17 protein-coding genes are annotated in these 19314 nt (G+C 53.8%); 8 read left to right on the top strand and 9 right to left on the bottom strand.

Translation table 11 applies throughout. The annotated features are described in order from the left end of the window. Nucleotides 1–3: 3 nt before the first annotated feature. From DUT67_RS09855 to DUT67_RS09820, 8 genes are all read right to left on the bottom strand, one after another. A complete protein-coding gene (locus DUT67_RS09855) occupies nt 4–1305 on the bottom strand; it encodes an aspartate aminotransferase family protein (RefSeq protein ID WP_113632383.1) in 1302 nt (433 codons plus the stop codon). Beyond that, nucleotides 1302–2426: a phosphotransferase gene (locus DUT67_RS09850; RefSeq protein WP_113632384.1), complete on the bottom strand. Its 1125-nt coding sequence runs from the start codon at nt 2424–2426 to the stop codon at nt 1302–1304. Before DUT67_RS09850 ends, DUT67_RS09855 begins: the two co-directional genes overlap by 4 nt. Continuing rightward, complete coding sequence (locus DUT67_RS09845) at nt 2419–3153, bottom strand: SDR family NAD(P)-dependent oxidoreductase (protein WP_113632385.1); 735 nt, start codon at nt 3151–3153, stop codon at nt 2419–2421. Before DUT67_RS09845 ends, DUT67_RS09850 begins: the two co-directional genes overlap by 8 nt. 395 nt (nt 3154–3548) lie before the next feature. Further along, nucleotides 3549–4367 carry an ABC transporter permease gene (locus DUT67_RS09840; RefSeq protein ID WP_011093619.1) on the bottom strand — a complete coding sequence of 273 codons (819 nt, stop codon included), beginning with the start codon at nt 4365–4367 and terminating at the stop codon, nt 3549–3551. A 37-nt stretch (nt 4368–4404) separates the two neighbouring features. Continuing rightward, nucleotides 4405–5673 (bottom strand): ABC transporter permease, encoded by a 1269-nt coding sequence (locus DUT67_RS09835; RefSeq protein ID WP_113632386.1) that lies wholly within the window; start codon nt 5671–5673, stop codon nt 4405–4407. A gap of 42 nt (nt 5674–5715) precedes the next feature. Then, complete coding sequence (locus DUT67_RS09830) at nt 5716–6795, bottom strand: ABC transporter substrate-binding protein (RefSeq protein WP_048259941.1); 1080 nt, start codon at nt 6793–6795, stop codon at nt 5716–5718. 365 nt (nt 6796–7160) lie between these two features. Continuing rightward, the gene (locus DUT67_RS09825; RefSeq protein ID WP_113632387.1) at nt 7161–8651 is read right to left on the bottom strand and encodes an NAD-dependent succinate-semialdehyde dehydrogenase; all 1491 of its coding nucleotides are present in this window, start codon (nt 8649–8651) and stop codon (nt 7161–7163) included. Between the two features lie 10 nt (nt 8652–8661). Next, a complete protein-coding gene (locus tag DUT67_RS09820) occupies nt 8662–9927 on the bottom strand; it encodes a 4-aminobutyrate--2-oxoglutarate transaminase (RefSeq protein WP_113632388.1) in 1266 nt (421 codons plus the stop codon). A gap of 146 nt (nt 9928–10073) precedes the next feature. On the opposite strand from DUT67_RS09820, the gene DUT67_RS09815 reads away from it, so the two are divergent. The 8 genes from DUT67_RS09815 (at nt 10074) to DUT67_RS09780 (ending at nt 18235) form a co-directional block, all read left to right on the top strand. Next, nucleotides 10074–11567 carry a PLP-dependent aminotransferase family protein gene (locus DUT67_RS09815; RefSeq protein ID WP_113632389.1) on the top strand — a complete coding sequence of 498 codons (1494 nt, stop codon included), beginning with the start codon at nt 10074–10076 and terminating at the stop codon, nt 11565–11567. A 205-nt stretch (nt 11568–11772) separates the two neighbouring features. Continuing rightward, entirely contained in the window at nt 11773–12867 is a 1095-nt protein-coding gene (locus tag DUT67_RS09810) for an ABC transporter ATP-binding protein (RefSeq protein ID WP_113632390.1), read from the top strand. 402 nt (nt 12868–13269) lie between these two features. Beyond that, complete coding sequence (locus DUT67_RS09805) at nt 13270–14049, top strand: SDR family oxidoreductase (RefSeq protein WP_113632391.1); 780 nt, start codon at nt 13270–13272, stop codon at nt 14047–14049. Between the two features lie 154 nt (nt 14050–14203). After that, on the top strand, nt 14204–15019 hold the full coding sequence (locus DUT67_RS09800; RefSeq protein WP_113632392.1) for a TauD/TfdA family dioxygenase: 816 nt from the start codon (nt 14204–14206) through the stop codon (nt 15017–15019). A gap of 13 nt (nt 15020–15032) precedes the next feature. Then, a complete protein-coding gene (locus tag DUT67_RS09795; RefSeq protein ID WP_113632393.1) occupies nt 15033–16082 on the top strand; it encodes a sulfotransferase family protein in 1050 nt (349 codons plus the stop codon). Beyond that, a complete protein-coding gene (locus tag DUT67_RS09790; protein WP_113632394.1) occupies nt 16066–17310 on the top strand; it encodes an aspartate aminotransferase family protein in 1245 nt (414 codons plus the stop codon). Before DUT67_RS09795 ends, DUT67_RS09790 begins: the two co-directional genes overlap by 17 nt. Before the next feature lie 74 nt (nt 17311–17384). Further along, the gene (locus DUT67_RS09785; protein WP_113632395.1) at nt 17385–18038 is read left to right on the top strand and encodes a 2OG-Fe(II) oxygenase; all 654 of its coding nucleotides are present in this window, start codon (nt 17385–17387) and stop codon (nt 18036–18038) included. Next, the gene (locus tag DUT67_RS09780) at nt 18035–18235 is read left to right on the top strand and encodes an AAA family ATPase (RefSeq protein WP_223254619.1); all 201 of its coding nucleotides are present in this window, start codon (nt 18035–18037) and stop codon (nt 18233–18235) included. Before DUT67_RS09785 ends, DUT67_RS09780 begins: the two co-directional genes overlap by 4 nt. Nucleotides 18236–18247: 12 nt before the next feature. Here the strand turns inward: DUT67_RS09780 and DUT67_RS09775 are convergent, their stop codons facing one another. Continuing rightward, a complete protein-coding gene (locus DUT67_RS09775) occupies nt 18248–19246 on the bottom strand; it encodes an IS110 family transposase (protein WP_113628142.1) in 999 nt (332 codons plus the stop codon). Nucleotides 19247–19314: the final 68 nt, after the last annotated feature.

Raw genomic sequence — 19314 nt, 5'->3', positions numbered from 1 at the left:
CGATTATCTTCGCGTGCGGGTGCCGATTACTGCTAATACGTCACTCAGCGTGGTTAAAAAGACATCCGCGTGTTCTTCCAGAAACACCAGCGGTGGGCGAATTTTCAGTATGTTTGCCGCTGGCCCCGTCGCGCTGATGAGCACGCCGCGTTGACGCATCGCATTCACCACCTGCAACGCGGATTCACTTGCTGGTGCTTTACTTTCGCGATCGCTAACCAGCTCCACGCCAATAAACAGGCCGTAAGCCCGAATATCACCCATCAGCGGGAAATGCTGCGCCAGCTGCTGTAACCCTTGCCGCAGATAATCCCCCACCCGCTGAGCATTCTGCTGCAACTGATCTTCCCGAATCACCCGCAGCACCGCGTGTGCAGCCTGGCAGGAAACAGGATTGCCACCAAAGGTATTGAAATAGCGCACATCGCGACCGAAGGCGTCGAACAGCGCGGAACGCCCAACCAACCCAGCGATAGGATGCCCGTTGCCCATCGGTTTCCCCAGACTCACCAAATCCGGGACGATATTGTGGCGCGCAAAGCCCCACAGTGATTCCCCGGTGCGTCCAAAGCCCGGCTGGACTTCATCCGCAATAAACAGTCCACCCGCCTGACGAATCAACGCCGCCGCCTGCGCCATTTCACCTTCCGGCGCACAGAACACGCCATCGCTGGAAAAAATCGTATCCACCAGCAACGCCGCAGGGCGAATGCCTTCCTGCTGCATCTGCGCCAGCGCCTCACGAATGCTGGTAAGAAATGCACCCGGCTGACGATAAGTGTCCGGCGCGTCGATCAGCTTCACATGGCTACCTCGCGCCACGCCATCCCCCAGCGACGGTGACAGCTCCGCCAGCGCGCTGGTCACCCCGTGATACGCCCAGCGCGTCACCAACACCCCCGTCCCGCCTGTGGCATGCCGTGCAATACGTAAAGCCAGATCGTTAGCCTCACTGCCAGTGCAGGTCAGCATCACATTGTTCAATTCAGCGGGGAATTCGCTCAGTAAATCTTCTGCAAAATCGACAATCGCGTGGTGCAGATAACGCGTGTGGGTATTGAGCTGTGCGCTCTGTCGCGCCATCGCTTCAACCACCGCGGGGTGGCAATGCCCGACCGAAGCTACATTATTGTAGACATCCAGATAACGTTTCCCTTGATGATCGAACAGCCACACGCCCTCACCGCGTGCGACGTGCAGCGGTTCTTCATAAAACAGGCGGTAACCGCTGCCCAGAACCCGCTGACGGCGCGCCAGCAACGCGTCTGTCGCTGTCATTTCAGGCGTCATTCCTTTCTGGTTCATCGTACATTCTCCGGGCAAACCTGCTGTAGACGAGTCAAAAACTGCGCATGGGAATAGGTCGCAATGCGCTGCAAACTGTGCCAACAGCGCGGCACATTACGCAGCAGATACTCCCTATTATCGGGGTAGCGTGATGCACGCCACTGCGCGATGGTCAGGGTCAACGCCATGCGGGTCGCTATCAGATCGGGCAGCAGTGCGATCTCCTCCGGCGCTAATGGAATACGTTGGTGATAGGCCGCAACAAACGGCACAACATGCTCCAACAGATCCGTCCCATCACCAATCTGGTACGCCAGTGCCGTCGCAACTTCGCAGATTAACGGGGCGAATACCGCATCGCCAAAATCGATAATGCCGGTAACCCGCGTCGGCAACGTGCCATCCACTAACACGTTATGCGGATTCAGATCGTTATGAATGACCTGACGGCGTAGCGTCGTCAACAGCGGCGCGACATGGCTGTCATAACGATCAAAAATACGCTGAAGATGCTGATACTGCTGCGGTTCAGAAACGAAATCGAGGTAAGGACGCACCTGCTCAGCACGGCTGATATCCCACAGCAGCGAACGGTTTGCCGCCGGATGTGTAAAGCTGTGAAGTGCGTTATCCAACTGCGCCAGCGTGCTCCCCAACTGCGGCATCAGCGCCGTTGATGGCGAGGCCAGATACTGCGGCATTCCAGCCAGATAGCTCACGAGTCGCACACGCAGCAGTACGCCATCGATCTCAACGCCGGTTTCCGGCTGACCCGCTTTTGTCAGCCTGATACGCGGTACGGGCAGCTCAGGTGCCTGACGCGCAAGATGCAGCAGCAGCGCGGTTTGAAAATCGCTGACGTCGGCGGGTTCTGCCGCGTTGATGACTTTCAACATGTAGCATTCGTCTGGCGTGACCGTCAGACAGAAATTCACATCGCGCTCGCCCTGAAGCAGCGACATCTGCCCGGACAAGCCATATTCTTGCTGCGCAACCGCCAACGCCTGCTGGCAGGAAACCTGCGGTACGTCCTGCGTCATTAATTCGTCGTCGTGCGGCGAAGCCTCGGCAAATACAGGCGGATTAGACGCCGGGAGCGGGAATGTCGGAAAAAGTGCGGTAAGTTGCCCGTCAGACATGCTGCCCTCCATTAACGTGAATTTCCGCGCCGTTGACATAAGAAGCACCGGACGTGCAGAGAAAATAGATCAGGCTGGCCACTTCTTCGGGCTTACCTAAGCGCTGCATCGGTACCTGCCGCTCAATGATGGCGTCTGTACCGGGCGACAGAATCGAGGTTTCAATTTCTCCCGGCGCAATGGCATTCACACGAATGCCGTGCGGACCAAAATCAAACGCCATTTCTCGCGTCAACGCAGACAGCGCCGCTTTTGAGGTGGCATAGGCCACGCCAGCAAAGGGATGAACGCGCGAACCGGCAATCGAGGTCACATTGATGACGCAGCCCTGTGAGGCTTTAAGTTCATCGAACAGGCCGTTTGCCAATAGCGCACAGGAAAACAGGTTAACGTTGAAGACGCGCAGCCAGGTCGCATAGTCCGTATCGCGGACGCCCAGACGTTGGCCGCCTTCCCCTTTTGGCGAAATCCCCGCGTTATCGACCAGCGCATCCAACCGCCCACCCAGCTTTTCCTTAATCAGCGGCAACGTCTGTTGCAGGCTGTCGATATCTTCCAAATCGAGATGAATATGGTTGAGCAACTTTTCTGCCCACGGGCACTCTTCCGCCCAGTTCTGGCGTGAAGCGGTAAAGATCCGCCACCCCGCCGCGTGGAAATGTTTAACGGTAGCATGCCCGATTCCCCGGCTGGCACCGGTCAGCAATAACGTTTTTTGCGCTGTCATACCGAACCTCCTGAACCCTGTTACACAATAATCTTTTTACACAACACACATCAAAATGGTGTTTGATGCATCATCATTTTGGTTTTAAAAAAAGCTGAAAAAATTTTCAGCGAAAAAAACGATTTTTCCCTTGGCGTAGAATGATGCTGAAGAGAAAACGTTTTCCAGGATGAGCAGCATGGATGCTGCGAAAGCCAGTGCCGCGTCGGGAACGCGTCACTGGCGGTCCGTCAGGAAAACGTTATCTCTGAAGGCACCGCGCAGCGGCATCATGTACCGCCAAAAAGCCAGGGTTCCAAGGGCGACGGCAACTGAGCCGCCCTTGGTCGTGCGCTCTCCGATGTAAAGGGAGAATAAAATATCAAAGCGCACGAAACATCACTCACACGCTATGATTACCCCCCACTCCGTAACCGCTCCGAACGGCGACGTAAAATTTCCATCACGATCAGTAGGATAAGCGCCGCACCGACCATCATCGTCGCGGCGGCGGCTATCGTTGGGTCGAGGTTTTCACGAATGCCAGCAAACATCTGTAACGGCAGCGTGCGCTGGCGCGGGCTGGCAAGAAACAGCGTGACAATGACCTCATCAAACGACGTTGCGAAAGCAAAGAGCGCACCGGAAAAGACTCCCGGCGCAATCAGCGGAAATGTCACCTTGCGGAAAGCCAGCAGCGGCGAAGCGCCCAAGCTGGCAGCCGCGCGTGTCAGGTTGTGATCGTAGTTCTTCAATACCGCCGTGACCGTAATCACCACGAACGGCACACCCAGCATCGCATGGGCCAACACCAGTCCCAGATAGCTGTTCAGCAGCGACAGTTTGGCGAAGAAGAAAAACATCCCTACCGCGACAATCACCACCGGCGCAATCATCGGCGAAATCAGTACCGCCATCACCAGCGATTTGCCACGAAATTCACCACGTACCAGCCCGACTGACGCTAATACGCCGAGCACCGTCGCCAACAGCGTCGCCAGCGGTGCAATCAGCAAACTGTTACCCAGCGCCCCCAGCCACTCGCTAGAGTTGAAAAACTCTCGATACCAGCGCAGGGAAAATCCCGTCAACGGATAGCTCAGAAACGACCCCGCATTAAACGAAAGCGGAACAATCACCAGCACAGGGACGATTAAAAACAACAGCATCGCCGCACCGTAGAAATTAAAGAACGTGTTCCACAGTCGGATACCCACTTCACCCTGCTGTCTCATTTGTTATCTCCCCAGAATAAGGTTATGGATATCGTACTTAATGCGCCGCCGCTTCCGCATTGGTGCGCGTCACGCGGATGTAAACCACGTACAGGAGCGTCACGATGATCAACAGTTGCGTACCCAGCGCGGCCGCCATTCCCCAGTTCATGGTGGTATTAGTGAAAAACGCGACAAAGTAGCTCAGCATTTGGTCGCTTGGCCCCCCCAACAGCGCAGGCGTAATGTAGTAGCCAATCGCCATCATGAAGACCAGCAGTGCCCCCGCCGTCACACCCGCGTAAGTTTGCGGCACGTAAACCCGCCAAAACGCAATAAACGGATGCGCACCCAGCGAGATCGCCGCACGCACATAGTTCGGGGAAATGCCTTTCATTACCGCGTACAACGGCAGAATGAAAAACGGCAGCAGGATGTGGGTCATCGAGATATAGACACCGATGCGGTTGAACACCAGCACCAGCGGTTCATCAATAATCCCGGAGCCAATCAGCGAACGGTTGATCAACCCACCGGACTGCAACAGCACAATCCAGCTCGCCGTCCGTACAATCAGCGATGTCCAGAACGGCAGCAAAACCAGAATGAGTAGCAGGTTAGCGCGGTTAGACGGCTGTTTTGCCAGCCAGTACGCCAGCGGATAGCCCAGCCCCACGCACAGTAGCGTCACGACACCCGCCATCAGCAACGTGCGCAGCAGCACATCCACATACAGCGCCTGATCGGCTGGTAGCGGAACGATTTGCTGGGTAGTGGCATCAACTTTATGGTCAAACACCGCCAGCAGGTAATAGCTGGTGAAAGGCCGCGCGGCACGATCGAACGTTTGCCAGGTCGCCAGCTCTCCCCACATCGGCTGTTCACGTATCAGTTGGTCACGCACATCGCTGCTGCCCTCAACGGGCAGCTTACGCAATGTGCGGGTAATCAGCGTGCGATATTCTGACCCTTCATACCCTAACCGTTTAGTGATCGAGCTTAACTTGCCGCTGCTGCGTGCATCACGCAGATCGCCGACCAGCGCCCGAAAGACCGCCTCATCCGGCACATCGTTACCCGACCAGAGCCGCATAGCGGCAATGGTCTGTGGCATGTTGTCGCGCAATTCTGGATTGGAGACGCTTTTCCCCAAAATCGAGGTGATCGGGAAGAGAAAACTCACCACGATAAACAGAAACAGCGGTGCAATCAGCAGCAAAGAGCGTTTCTTATAGGCTTTCTGCGCGATCCACAGTTGCTGCTTCAAGGTTGAATTTTCTTCGTTTCCGCTTGGCGGTACAGCGGCGACGATATCACTCTGGGACATAGGCTCTTTCTCCATCATCACGTACGGTAAATCACTGCAACTTTATTGGGCAGCCCAGGCGTTGAAGCGTTGTTCCAGCTCTTCACCGTGATCGATCCAAAACTCAGTGTCTACTTGCAAGGCCTGTGCCAAATTATCTGGAGCCGTTGGCAGATTGGCGGCAACAGCCGGAGCCAGCAGGCTGGTGGTCTTGACGTGTGTCGGGCCATAAGGAATGTTCTCAGCGAACACCTTCTGGTTTTCCGGCTGGTTGGCAAACGCAATAAACTGCTCCGCCAGTGCCTTATGCTTGGAACCTTTAACAATCGCCCAACTATCCAGATCGTAAATGCTGTCGGCCCAGACAATCTTGAAGTCATGCCCCTCTTTCTGCGCGGCTGAGACGCGACCGTTGTAAGCAGACGTCATCACCACATCGCCCGATACCAGCCATTGCAGTGGCTGCGCACCAGATTCCCACCATTGGATATTCGATTTGATCTGATTCAGTTTCTTAAAGGCGCGCTCGACACCCTCTGGCGTCGCCAGCACCGTGTAGAGATCTTCACGCTTCACGCCATCGGCCAGCAGCGCGATTTCCAGCGTAAATTTGGCGCTTTTACGCAACGCACGCTTGCCGGGATAATCTTTCACATTCCAGAAATCGGCCCAGCTTTTCGGTGCCTGTTTCAGTTTCTCTGCGTTGTAGGTCAAGACGGTCGACCACAGGAAGATCCCCGCGCCGCACTCGGTGACTGCGCCTTTGACAAACTGGGATTGATCGCCCAATTTTGACCAATCCAGCGGCTCGAACAGCCCTTCGCTACAGCCGCGCACCAGTTCAGGGCCTTCGACTTCCACGACGTCCCAGCCCACTTGTCCGGTTTCTACCATCGCCCGGATACGCGCCATTTCACCGTTATACTCACCGGCTTCTACCGTACCTTTGCCCGCCGCGGCGAACGGTTTGTAAAACGCCTTATCTTGCGCATCTTTGTTCAAACCACCAAATGAGATCACCGTGACAGATTCCGCCTGTGCCTGACAGGCCATCGTCACCAGAAAAGCCGTCGCCGCGATTTTTTTCAGCGCCTGACGCGTGAACAGTCCTTTTGCTTTGGAGGAAGTATTGAGTTTGGACATTGCTTTGCTCCTGGAGTGGTAGTCAACGTAAAGGTCAAATGCGAATCACAATTTTGCACACGCTATTTCGCGCATTACACTCTTGATGCATCATGTATCAACATAATCATGCAAAAGAATATGAGCATAAACTGTGCCAATTCAAAAATTTTATTGATGTTTTACTGCTGTGACGGCGGGAACGGCGATGAGGAACATCAGGGGGACGCAATGTTGCTGTATGCCTGACTGTATTTCGCCATTTTTGCCATATTGTGGTGCAATCCATCTTGCCTTGCACCACTCAGACGCATTGCGCGTCTGTTGCACGCGTGCCGACATTAACTGCCGACACGCGCGGCTTACCGACTATCGGGGTGAAAACCTTATCGGGAAAGATCGACGCAAAGGTATTTCATTTCCAGATAGTCTTCGATACCGAAACGTGAGCCCTCACGGCCCAGTCCCGACTGTTTCACCCCACCAAACGGCGCGACTTCATTCGAGATCAATCCGGTATTGATGCCAACCATGCCGTAGTCCAGCGCTTCTGGCACCGTCCACTGGCGTACCGCGTCGCGCGTGTAGACATAGGCTGCCAGACCGAACTCGGTATCGTTCGCCATCGCAATCACCTCGGCTTCATCACTGAAGCGGAACAGCGGTGCGACTGGCCCGAACGTCTCTTCACGCGCAAAACGCATCTCGCGGGTCACGTCGCCGACAATCGTTGGTGTGAAGAACGTGCCGCCCCGTTCGTGGCGTTGGCCGCCCAGCAGCAACGTTGCTCCGTGCGATAACGCATCGGCAATGTGCTGCTCGACTTTGCTGACCGCATCGTTATCAATCAGCGGCCCCTGCGTCACGCCGGGCTGCGTACCGTCGCCTACATTTAATTTACGCACTTCCTCGATCAACCGTTCTACCAGCGTCGGGTAAATCCCGTTCTGCACATAGATCCGGTTAGCACAGACGCAGGTCTGCCCGCTGTTACGGAATTTGGAGGCCAAAATGCCTTTCACTGCCTGATCCACGTCGGCATCATCAAACACGATAAACGGCGCGTTGCCCCCCAGCTCCAGCGACAGTTTTTTCACCGTTGGCGCACTCTGCGCCATCAGGATACGACCAACTTCCGTGGAACCGGTGAAGCTCAGCTTGCGCACCACAGGGCTATCGCACAGCACCTTACCGACAGATTGTGCATCGCCGACAATCACCTGCAACACGCCGCGCGGAATACCCGCCTGCTGCGCCAGCTCCGCCAGCGCCAACGCGGTAAACGGTGTCTGCTCCGCAGGTTTAACGATCATCGTGCAGCCCGCCGCCAACGCGGGGCCGACCTTACGGGTGATCATCGCCGCGGGGAAATTCCACGGCGTAATCGCTGCGCACACGCCGATGGGCTGCTTAATCACCATCAGGCGCTGCTGCCCCTGCGGCGATTGCAGTACGCTGCCTTCAATACGTTTAGCTTCTTCCGCAAACCAGTCGATAAAACTGGTGGCATAGGCAATTTCGCCCCGCGCTTCCGCCAGCGGTTTTCCCTGCTCTGCCGTCAGCAGCACAGCCAGATCGTCCTGATTGTCCATAATCAGGCGCACCCACGCCTGCAATAGCGCGGCACGTTCCTTTCCCGTCTTCTTACGCCATTCAACCAGCGCCTGTTCTGCGGCAGCAATGGCTTGCTCAGTTTGTGACACCGTCACTAGAGGCACTGTACCCAGTACCTCGCCCGTCGCCGGATTGGTGACATTCAGGCGTTCACCGTTTTGGCTATCCAGCCACTCGCCGTCAATCAGGCAGTGTTGACGGAATAAGGTTTGTTGTTTCAGTGAAATAGCGGTTTTCAATGAAGTAGATGATTTCAGTTGCATAGCTTCTCTTCTATCGTGTTAATACGCGCGTCAGGATATTCATCGCCTTGCTGAACTGCTCATCGGGAACCGTCAGCGGATACAGGAAACGAATCACGTTGCCATGCACACCGCAGGTCAGCAACAGCAAGCCTGCTTCTAACGCGCTTTTCTGAAATTGGCGGCTAATCTCTGCCGAGGGTTTACCCGTGTTCGGATCGCTAAATTCAGCCGCGACCATCGACCCTTGTGCACGAATCGCCACCAGTGCTGGACACTGCGCTTTCACTTTCTCCAGCGTTTCTACCAGTGCAGCCCCCAGCCGCTGCGCCCGTTGGCACAATTTTTCTTCTTCAATCACATCCAATACCGCCAGCGCGGACGCGACCGACAGCGGGTTACCCGCATACGTACCGCCCAGTCCACCCGGCGATGGCGCATCCATCACCTCAGCACGGCCGACCACGCCAGAGATCGGGAAACCGCCGCCCAGACTTTTCGCCATGGTGATCAGATCCGCTTTCTCAGCATAATACTCCATCGCAAACAGCTTACCGGTACGCGCAAAGCCCGTCTGCACTTCATCGGCAATCAGCAGGATGCCATGCTCATCGCACAGCTTACGCAGCCCACTGATAAAGGCAGGTGGCGCGACATGAAAACCGCCTTCGCCCTGTACCGGTTCCAGAATAATCGCAGCAACCTGATCGGCAGCGATGTCGGTATGCATCAGACGTTCGACGCTTTCCAGTGCCTGTTCAACGGTGATGCCCGCCTTCTCATTCGGATACAGCGCGTGAAAAATGGAACCAGGAAACGGACCAAATCCCGTGGAGTACGGCGCCACTTTGCCCGTCAGCGTCATGGTCAGCAGCGTGCGACCATGGAACGCCGCGTTGAAAGCGATCACGCCAGGACGCTTGGTGTAAGCACGGGCGATTTTCACCGCGTTTTCCACCGCTTCCGCCCCAGTAGTAAAGAACGTGGTTTTTGCCGCACCTTGAATCGGTGCCAACGCGTTAATACGCTCAGCCAATGTGACATAGCTACCGTAAGGCACAATCTGATAGGCCGTATGGGTAAAGCGATCCAGCTGTTCGCGCACCGCAGCGACAATTTTCGGGTGACGATGCCCGGTGTTCAGCACCGCAATCCCGGCAGCGAAATCGATAAACTCTCGTCCTTCCACATCCCACAGAGTGCTGTTTTCGGCACGCTCAGCATAGAAATCACACATGACACCTACACCACGCGGTGTGGCGGCCAGACGGCGTTGATTCAGTTCGCTATTCTTCATTGTCTGCTCCGGTATCCCAAATACATCTGTTATTAGTTGAAGATGATGAGTTGAACGATGACAGGTCGTTGCAAGATGATGATGTCATTTAGACGCGAGATGGTTCTATAATCCAGTGCCAGTTTTGAATATTTGAAGGATCCACTTTGCGCTCACTCCTGACCGACTTATTGCTTCAGCGTTTAGCCAACCAGCAGGATGGCGCACTGAACAAGCGTTTATACGACAGCATCCGGCTCGCGATTCTTGACGGCGCGATTGCCGCAGGCGTTCGTCTACCGTCGTCACGCGATCTGGCGCAACAACTCGCGCTGTCACGTAATACCGTGCTAACGGCTTACGAACAGCTATTGGCTGAAGGCTATATCGAGGCGCGCAAAGGAAGCGGGACCTTCGTTACGGAACAGTTGCCCGACGGCAACATGCAGCCCGTGAATAGCGACAATGCGGGGGAAATACGGGAGCCTAAGCATGAGCTTTCCCGTCGCGGTATGCATCTGCTGGGTTATGCCGGAGCCTCCGTCCGCCAATGGGGAGCATTTATGCCCGGCATCCCCGATATCGCCAGTTTCCCTCATGATTTATGGCGGCGTATTCAGACGCGGTTGACGCGGCGCGTTCGCCCTGAACAACTTTCTTATTCACCGATTGGCGGCTGTCCCGAACTCCAGTTGGCGCTGGTGGACTACCTGCGAGTCGCTCGTTCCGTGGAGTGTACGCCGGAGCAGATTCTGATTACTGAAGGCACCCATCAGGCGATGGATCTGCTCGCCAAAATGCTGTGCAATCCCGGTGATTTGGCATGGATTGAAGATCCCTGCTATTGGGGGATTCGCAATGTTCTGACGATTAACGGCCTGCGCATTGCGCCTGTCGATGTGGATGAACAAGGGCTGGTGCCGCCGGATACCCTCTCGCCCGATGCCGCACCGCGTTTGATTTGCGTGACACCGTCACATCAATATCCGCTGGGCGCAGTGATGAGCCTGGTACGTCGTCAACGGCTGCTGGCACTGGCACAGGAGCACGGCTGCTGGGTGGTGGAAGATGATTACGATAGCGAGTTTCGCTTTTCTGGCAGCCCAATCCCCGCACTGCAAGGGCTACAGGCGCAATCACCGGTGATCTACATCGGTACATTCAGCAAAACGCTCTACCCCGGCCTGCGCGTCAGTTACATGGTGCTGCCGCCGCTGCTGGCGCAGTCGTTGAAGACGGCACATTCCGAGCTCTATCGGGGAGGACATTGGCTAACGCAGGCAACGCTCGCACAGTTTATCCGTGAGGGACACTACGCCGCGCACATCCGCCGCATGCGCCTGTTGTATGCCAAACGCCGCGCGTTATTGACGTCGTTGATCGAACAGCATCTGGGGGCGGATTACGTCGGAGATAACAGTAATGCCGGTCTGCACATGCTGCTTAGCCTGCCGCCCCACGTTGATGATGTTGTGCTGAGCGCCGCCATCCTACGCCGTGGCGTGATGGTCAAACCGCTTTCAAGCTACTACCTGCAACCGACGCAGCAGCGCGGTTTATTGCTGGGCTACGCCAGCATCGAAGAACCTCAAATGGAGCAGGCTTTCGCTGTGATTGTGGCGTGTATTCGGGCGCTGAATACGCATGATTTGAACACCTGACGGGGTGCATTTTTATAGGGCACAGCGATACAGCATGCTCGCACCGTTAGAGTGCCACCTATCGATGACGCGCCCCATTACAGGGCATTCATCGTAGCAAGCGACGGCATTTTTGCCTGTCGTAGTATGACAATCCTCAACTTTCTCGTATCCGGCATGGTTTATGCATTCTTATGAATAACAGTGACTGCCGGAGAGTGAAAAAATGAGAAATTATGTCAGCTTCAGGAACGTTCAGAAGACCTACGACGGCGACCGCCTGATCGTTAAAAACCTGAATCTGGATATCCGTGAAGGTGAATTTCTGACCCTGCTTGGGCCGTCCGGCTCGGGAAAAACCACCAGTTTGATGATGCTCGCCGGGTTTGAAACCCCAACGCAGGGGGAAATCCTGCTGCGCGATGCACCGTTGCATCATCTCCCGCCGCACCAGCGCGACATCGGCATGGTGTTTCAGAACTACGCGCTGTTTCCACACATGACCGTGGCGGAGAATCTGGCATTCCCGCTGTCCATCCGCCGTCTAAACCGTGCTGATATCAAAGAGAAAGTCGATCGGGTGCTGGATCGCGTGAAGCTGACTAGCCTAGCCGATCGCTATCCCGCGCAGATGTCCGGCGGCCAACAGCAGCGTGTGGCGCTGGCTCGCGCGCTGGTCTTCGAACCGAAACTGGTGCTGATGGATGAACCACTGGGTGCGCTGGATAAGCAACTACGCGAGCATATGCAGTTAGAAATCAAAGAGCTGCATCAATCGCTGGAATTAACCGTGGTCTACGTCACCCATGACCAGAGCGAAGCGATGACGATGTCCAACCGCGTCGCCGTGTTTAACGACGGTGTGATTCAGCAGATGGACAGCCCAAGCGATATCTACGAAAAACCGGAGAACGCGTTTGTGGCGCAGTTTATCGGCGAAAACAATACGCTGCTCGCCACGCGCGCCGAGGCCGAAGGCGCGTTCTATCGGGCGACGCTCGACGACGGTACATCGCTGCGTGCGCTGAAAGTTCGTCCCAGCTCGCCGGGCCGTAAAATCACACTCTGCATTAGACCGGAACGTATTCACGTCAATGCAGCTCATACCGATAACACGATGCAGCATGTCAAAGCACGCATTCAGCAGTTCATCTATCTGGGCGATCACGTCAGGATGATGACGGAAGTCGCAGGCCAGCCGCAGTTTATGGTGAAACTCCCTGCTAACGAGATTCAGCCGCACTGGAAAGCGGGCACCGAAGTCAACCTGTCGTGGCAGCCAGAGCACCTACGCGCGCTGGATAGCATCATCACACATTAATAGCCACGCATTAATAGCCAAGCACTGACGGCATCGAGGATATGCTGAAAAGACAATCAGATAGGAAATAAGAAAGAAAGCACGTTGCCCCTGAACAGGGGCGACGGATAAAAAATTCACGCGATAATAAGAGGAAGAGAAAAATAATTAGCGCCATAGCGAATAAATTTTATTTAGGTAATTAATGGGCGATTAATCACAACTCAAAAATATCTTATTTATTAACGACAGAATATAGCTGGCGTTTTTTATTGATATCTATTTAAACTCATTGCTGTTGTTAGTGCCACCCCTTCACATTTCAAATTGCAGCTCCGTTATTAAATAATAACGGTTACTCTGCAAATCGAATTAGTTAGGGCACATTCTAATGGATAGAGATCTCAATATAAGGGAATCGGTATGGATACGCCGCACTTCTTTGCCCTGTCTGGGAAAACAGCGCTAATCACCGGAGGATCTCGTGGATTGGGGCTACAAATTGCTGAAGCGCTCGGTGTTCAAGGCGCTCATATTATCCTCTCAGCGCGCCACGCCGATGAATTACAGGCCGCACAATCACACCTCGCCTCATTGGGTATTCGTGCCGAATGGGTTATCGCCGACAATACGCAAGATTGCGATATTGAGCGCCTCGCAGGGGAAGCCATCGCTAAAACAGGTCAAATAGATATTCTCGTCAATAATGCTGGTATTGCGCTCGGTGCACCGGCGGAAGACCATGCCATTGCGGACTGGGATCGCGTAATGAACCTGAATATTCGCAGCCTGTTTCTATTAACGCAGAAAATCGGCAAATGCAGCATGATACCCCGCCGCTATGGGAAAATTATCAACGTGGCATCGCTGGCTGGTTTACAAGGCAACCTTCCCGGCTGGCTGGAAGGCATCGCTTACAGCACCAGCAAGGGTGCCGTGGTAAACTTTACCCGAGCACTGGCGGGTGAATGGGGGGAATTTAATATTACCGTCAATGCGCTTGCCCCCGGTTTTTTCCCTTCCACCATGACGCAGAATCTGTTGAGTCGGGTTGGTGTCGATGCGCTGGCTCAAAAATCCCCACTGCGACGTATTGGGGATGATGACGACTTAAAAGGCGCAGCAATCCTATTTGCCTCGGAAGCCAGTAAATATATTACAGGCCAAATACTGTCTATTGACGGCGGCATGAGCGCCATATAAATCCCTTCCACATTATTAGCTATCAATTCATTCCCGCCAACGAGGCTTATGGAGGAGGCACGTAATACAGCCAATAGATGTGCAATGTGAAATAGGACGGATATAAATTTATACACGGTATTTTTCAGTCGAGCTAATTACAGGAGTAATAGCGATGAAAAGTTGCTTTGATGGATGGTCACCACAGGTTATTGATAGTGAAGATAAGACGGCAGTCATTGCGCATATCGAAAAATATCGGTTTGCAATCGTTGCGGGCGAATGGAAATACGATGATTCCGACTTCCAAAAAATGTCAGCGCTTTATTCGCTGGGGGACGTTTACCAATCAGCCTTTAACCGTCAGGAACATAAAGAGGGCGTATCCACATCCGGAGTGAATCAGATTGGCGGGCTCTCACACGGCACACATGTGGTTTTCAATAGTACCTCACACCTTTCTCTTCATACTGATGGTTCTTATATCCCAATCGGGAGCATAAAAACGTCGATCCTTCTTTGTAAACAGCATGCGAGCCAGGGGGGCGGAACCGTCCTGTTCGATAGCGTCTCCGCCTTTCAGCGACTCCAGGCTGAACACCCTGATTTAGCGAATATTCTGCTCGAAGAACAGATTTTCAGACGCCGTTCAACCGGGACACAGTCTGGAAAACAGTATGCCCATATCGGCCCGGTTTTTCGTCCCGATCGGGACGGTGGGTTTATTGGCGGGTTTACACTGGATGTAACCGCTGACTGGGACTACTCCCGCAGCATCAACCCGCGCGTCGTCGAGGCGGTCGAGTACCTGTCGCAACTGGCCACTGAAGGTAGCCGCTATCACCTGACATTCCCGCTCTATCGCGGGCAAGCATTGATTATGCGTAACGACAAAATTTCTCATGGTCGCCATGCCTATACGGACGATCCCGCCCACCCGCGAACCCTGCTGCGAGGCATGTTCACCAGCGCACCCACCCTGATCGCATAATCAAGGAGAGATCATGAACGATCGTTCAACCACGGAATCCGCGTTAGCGGCACGTTGGGATGACTGGCTGACGTGCCCCTCTGAGCATCTTCAAACCCGGATGCAGGATGATTTAGCCGAGACATCGATAGGCGAGAAAACGCGGGCAGCAATGCTGGCATTCGTTCATGAATATCGACTCAGCGGCGTAAACTGGAGCGCTCAGGGCATACGCGGAGACGAAGTTCAGGAACAGCTACAGGATCTTCAACACGACGCGCCGCCCTACTTTGCGTTATTTTGCGAAAAAATCGCCCTTGCTGAAAAATATAAATGGGTTGGCGGCAGCGTAGATGCAGACATTCTGGCAGCACAAACCCGCTATCAGAAATTTGCCATCGTATCCACGCCCAGAGCAGGCACTCACCTGCTCCGCACCCTGCTAGGTTCTCACCCGAATATTGAAATGCACGGTGAAGCATTCAATCGGTTTGGCCAACATTTGCTGCCCTATTCCGTTAAAGACACCGCTATCGAGACAATCCTGCATCGCCACCTGTTCAGGCCCTATTTTGAATACGTTGAAGCGGTCGGTTTCGTGCTGTTTCGAGATCTTGATACCCACTGGGGCGATACGCCTATCTGGCCTTCACTGTTAGCGATCCCTGATCTGAAGCTGATCCTGCTGGAAAGAAGAAGCCGTCTACAGCAATTCGTGTCGTTAAAGAAAAGCCTGCGTGACCGCATCTGGTACGTCGGCCAGCATGATAGCCGTCCGACTTCTAAAGAAAAAATAGCGGTTTCTGCCAATGAATTAACGGCGTTCATCGACAGTAATCTGGAAAATCAGGCCGCATTTTATCAGGCCTTTCAGCACCATGACATCCTCACTCTTGATTACGAAGACGTCATGGCCACATCGGATATCGCTGCCAGAACCGTGCTGTCCTTCCTTGGTATTTCCGATTCCAGGCTCTGTGCTGGCACAGGGAAAAAAGAGACCCGAGCGATTGATTCGATCGTCAGTAACGTTGACGAAATCAGAACCACACTGACAGGGACACAATATGAATCCTACCTCTAACCCCTACTGGCCACCTTACACGGCTCTTGCTGAAAAAGACGAACGGCCGATTATTCACCGTGGCGAAGGGGTTTATCTCTATGATGAGCACGGCCAACGTTACTTTGATGGGATGTCCGGCTGTTATAATCACTGTTTGGGACACTCTCACCCTGAATTTATTGCCGCCCTGCAACAACAATTATCCACACTGATTCATGCCTGCAATATCTATTCAAACACCCAACTCCCCGGCGAACTGGCAGAAAAACTCGCCGCTAAGCTAACCGATACTCATCTTCGCAAGACGTTCATCGTTGGAAGCGGCAGCGAAGGCGTTGAAAGCGCATTAAAAATGGCCTGGCAATATCAGGTCAACCATTCCCGTCCGGCGCGAACGCGAATTGTGGCGATAGACGGCGCGTACCATGGCTGTACGCTCGGCGCGATGATGGCGACAAGACGCCCGTTTATCAACGAGGGCATTCTGCCGTCTATCCTCGCCAGCAATACCATAACGATGCCCCCACCTGAACAGCTCAGCGACATCAGCGCCTGGGAAAGTCTGCTGGAAGAACAGGAATCAACCATCGCCGCCGTCATTATTGAACCGATTATGGCAATGGAGGGCACTCGGCTATTGCCTGAAGGCTTCCTGCAACAGCTCTCGCTGTTAACAAAAAAACACGATATTCCGCTGATCTGTGACGAGGTTTATTGCGGCGTTGGCCGCGCTGGGACGTTCTGTGAATCCGTTTCACGAGGCGCACAGCCTGACATTGTCATTTTCAGTAAGTGTCTGGGCGGTGGCATTCCCATCACTGCCGTGCTTGCCACAGAAGCCATTACAGACAGCTTCAAAGGACAAATGCCGCCGTTTTTCCGTCACGGCCACACGCAATCCGGCAACTTGCTAGGCTGCCGCGCGGCACTATTTGTCATGGATTATCTGGATACGCATCACCTCTATGATGAGGTCACGGCAAAAGGAAGGACGATCCTCAAACTCGCCAAACAAAATCTCCCTCAAACCGAGGGTCTGCTCAGCCTGCAAGGCAAAGGGCTGATGCTATCGATGACATTTTCCTCCCTCGAACAGTGTGGCCGTGCGCAGGCGGCAATACGCCAGCATGGCGTCATTGTAGGTGCAGCAGGTCCATATTTAAAACTGGCACCGGCCTTCACGATTTCAGACAAGGAAATAGAGGAACTGATTCAACGCATGACCACCGCGCTGGGAAGCCTCTGATGGGCGTTAGCCGCCACTATCCGTCAGGTGTAATTAACACCCATCAGATATAATTAACAACAGGGAGTGAAAAGATGTCCCACTATTTTGATCTTGAACGCATCATCCACGGCAATCGACATGAAACCCCTTTCCAGTGGGGCGAATTAACCGAGATATGGCGTAACGGTAATGTCGCCTCAACGCTTGCTAACGAGTTCCCGACCGACGGGTTTAACTATCGAGAACGTAACGGTGGTTATTTTTATCGCCGAACTCTTGTTCCTTTAGCATCCGGCAAGGTGAGCGACACCACGACGCTGTCCAATGCTTGGCAGGGAATGTGCAACGAGCTGGTCTCTGACGACTTTACTGCTGCCCTCTCCGCTTTCTGTGGTGCCGACCTTTCTGAATTCAAAATGGAAGCGGTGGCATTTCGCGGCGGGCGGGACACGCACTACTTACCCCATGTTGACGCGTCCCTGAAGCGCGGATTCCGCCTGATTATTTATTTCAACGCCGAATGGGAAGAAAGCTGGGGTGGTGCCTTTCAGATTCTCAACCCAGAGAACCATGCTGACGTCTGTCATTCCGTTCTCCCGATGATGGGCAACGCCAGTGTCATCATCCGCAACGGGTTTTATGAAACCTGGCATTCGGTCGTGCCGCTAACCGGCGTTTCCGTCAAGACGCGTAATGCACTTAATATTACCTATTACGAACCCGGCACGACGAGTACAGCGCAGTGAAGAGGCTTATTTTCCTCTACGGGCCGCCTGCGGTGGGGAAGCTCACTATCAGTCGCCTGCTGATGGAGAAAATGGGAGCAACGTTATTTCATAATCATCTGACGTATGATTTAGCGATGGCCGTGCTCCCGCCTGATAGTGCATTTATCACCATCAGGCGCTTCGCTTGTCGGCTAAGGCTCTATGCCATCGAGTAACCGTGTTGCCGGTCAAGCATTTTTATGAGTCGTCATCCCATAATTTTTGTCATAGGGCTGCTGCGTATGCAGCACGCCATAACACAGATGCACCAGTTTCCTCATCGCCGCCCCTATCGCCACCATCTTCGCTTTTCCTTTTAGCCGCAATCTTTCATAGAGCGCTCTCACATGACTGTTCCAACTGATAGCCGCTATGGCTCCCATATACAGCTTTGCCCGGATGCCCGGCGGCCCTATTTTAGACAATCTGGCTCTGCCACACACCGAGGTGCCTGAACGTCTCTCTACAGGGATAACCCCCAGATACGCCGCCACCTGTTCCGCACTCCTGAAGTGATTACCCCGGATGATGGCTAACATATTCCACCCGATTTGCTCTCCAACTCCATCAATCGATTGCAGAAGTTTCAGGTCGTTTTTTAGCCTGGGATGCTTATCTATATGCTCCGCTATCAGGCGTTCAATCCTTGCCAGCTCATCCTTTAAATTTCGTTCAATCGACTCCAGCGAGGTCAGGACTTCTTCCGGGGCCACTGTGGATTTCAACGTGCTCAGCCGATTTTCTACGCGTTGTTTATCATCAAGCACGCTATCCCTGTGCTGCAATAATGCCCTGAGTTTTCTTATTTCTTGCGAAGGCGGAACCCAATTTTCTGGTTGTTTCAGGTAGCCATAGCACGCCAGAACATAGGCATCCACTTTATCCGTTTTCGTCAATATCCCCATTCCTTTGGCAAATTCACGCACTCGATGGGGATTTGCCACTGACACAAGAATGTTAGCCAGATGAAGGCCATAAGCGAGGTGTTCGTGATAAATGCCCGTCGCTTCCATGATGATATGAGCTTGGCTCGGTTCACATTTTTGCAGGGTTAACCATTGAGCCAAAGCCTGTGCTGAGTTGGGGCCATTGGGTAACACTTTCGTCTTCCGTTTACCTTTAATGCCATCAACCAATAAGCACACATCGATAAAACGTTTACTGATATCAATGCCGACGTAATACATAATGTCCCCCCTTTCACTGAAGCCATCACGCCCGTTCCGCTTGTACATTCAGAGTCAGTGCTCTGGGT

This window comes from Pectobacterium peruviense, assembly GCF_003312355.2.
Lineage (GTDB): Bacteria > Pseudomonadota > Gammaproteobacteria > Enterobacterales > Enterobacteriaceae > Pectobacterium > Pectobacterium peruviense.
The sequence above is the reverse complement of the archived record's forward strand: the minus strand, read 5'-3'. Positions and strand labels throughout refer to the sequence as shown.

Excerpts from the sequence above, each read along its gene's own strand:
- DUT67_RS09785 (WP_113632395.1), top strand. The coding sequence starts at position 17,385 with ATGTCCCACTATTTTGATCTTGAACGCATCATCCACGGCAATCGACAT.
- DUT67_RS09830 (WP_048259941.1), bottom strand. The coding sequence starts at position 6,795 with ATGTCCAAACTCAATACTTCCTCCAAAGCAAAAGGACTGTTCACGCGT.
- DUT67_RS09805 (WP_113632391.1), top strand. The coding sequence starts at position 13,270 with ATGGATACGCCGCACTTCTTTGCCCTGTCTGGGAAAACAGCGCTAATC.
- DUT67_RS09825 (WP_113632387.1), bottom strand. The coding sequence starts at position 8,651 with ATGCAACTGAAATCATCTACTTCATTGAAAACCGCTATTTCACTGAAA.
- DUT67_RS09855 (WP_113632383.1), bottom strand. The coding sequence starts at position 1,305 with ATGAACCAGAAAGGAATGACGCCTGAAATGACAGCGACAGACGCGTTG.
- DUT67_RS09800 (WP_113632392.1), top strand. The coding sequence starts at position 14,204 with ATGAAAAGTTGCTTTGATGGATGGTCACCACAGGTTATTGATAGTGAA.
- DUT67_RS09850 (WP_113632384.1), bottom strand. The coding sequence starts at position 2,426 with ATGTCTGACGGGCAACTTACCGCACTTTTTCCGACATTCCCGCTCCCG.
- DUT67_RS09775 (WP_113628142.1), bottom strand. The coding sequence starts at position 19,246 with ATGTATTACGTCGGCATTGATATCAGTAAACGTTTTATCGATGTGTGC.
- DUT67_RS09795 (WP_113632393.1), top strand. The coding sequence starts at position 15,033 with ATGAACGATCGTTCAACCACGGAATCCGCGTTAGCGGCACGTTGGGAT.
- DUT67_RS09840 (WP_011093619.1), bottom strand. The coding sequence starts at position 4,367 with ATGAGACAGCAGGGTGAAGTGGGTATCCGACTGTGGAACACGTTCTTT.
- DUT67_RS09845 (WP_113632385.1), bottom strand. The coding sequence starts at position 3,153 with ATGACAGCGCAAAAAACGTTATTGCTGACCGGTGCCAGCCGGGGAATC.
- DUT67_RS09810 (WP_113632390.1), top strand. The coding sequence starts at position 11,773 with ATGAGAAATTATGTCAGCTTCAGGAACGTTCAGAAGACCTACGACGGC.
- DUT67_RS09820 (WP_113632388.1), bottom strand. The coding sequence starts at position 9,927 with ATGAAGAATAGCGAACTGAATCAACGCCGTCTGGCCGCCACACCGCGT.
- DUT67_RS09835 (WP_113632386.1), bottom strand. The coding sequence starts at position 5,673 with ATGTCCCAGAGTGATATCGTCGCCGCTGTACCGCCAAGCGGAAACGAA.
- DUT67_RS09790 (WP_113632394.1), top strand. The coding sequence starts at position 16,066 with ATGAATCCTACCTCTAACCCCTACTGGCCACCTTACACGGCTCTTGCT.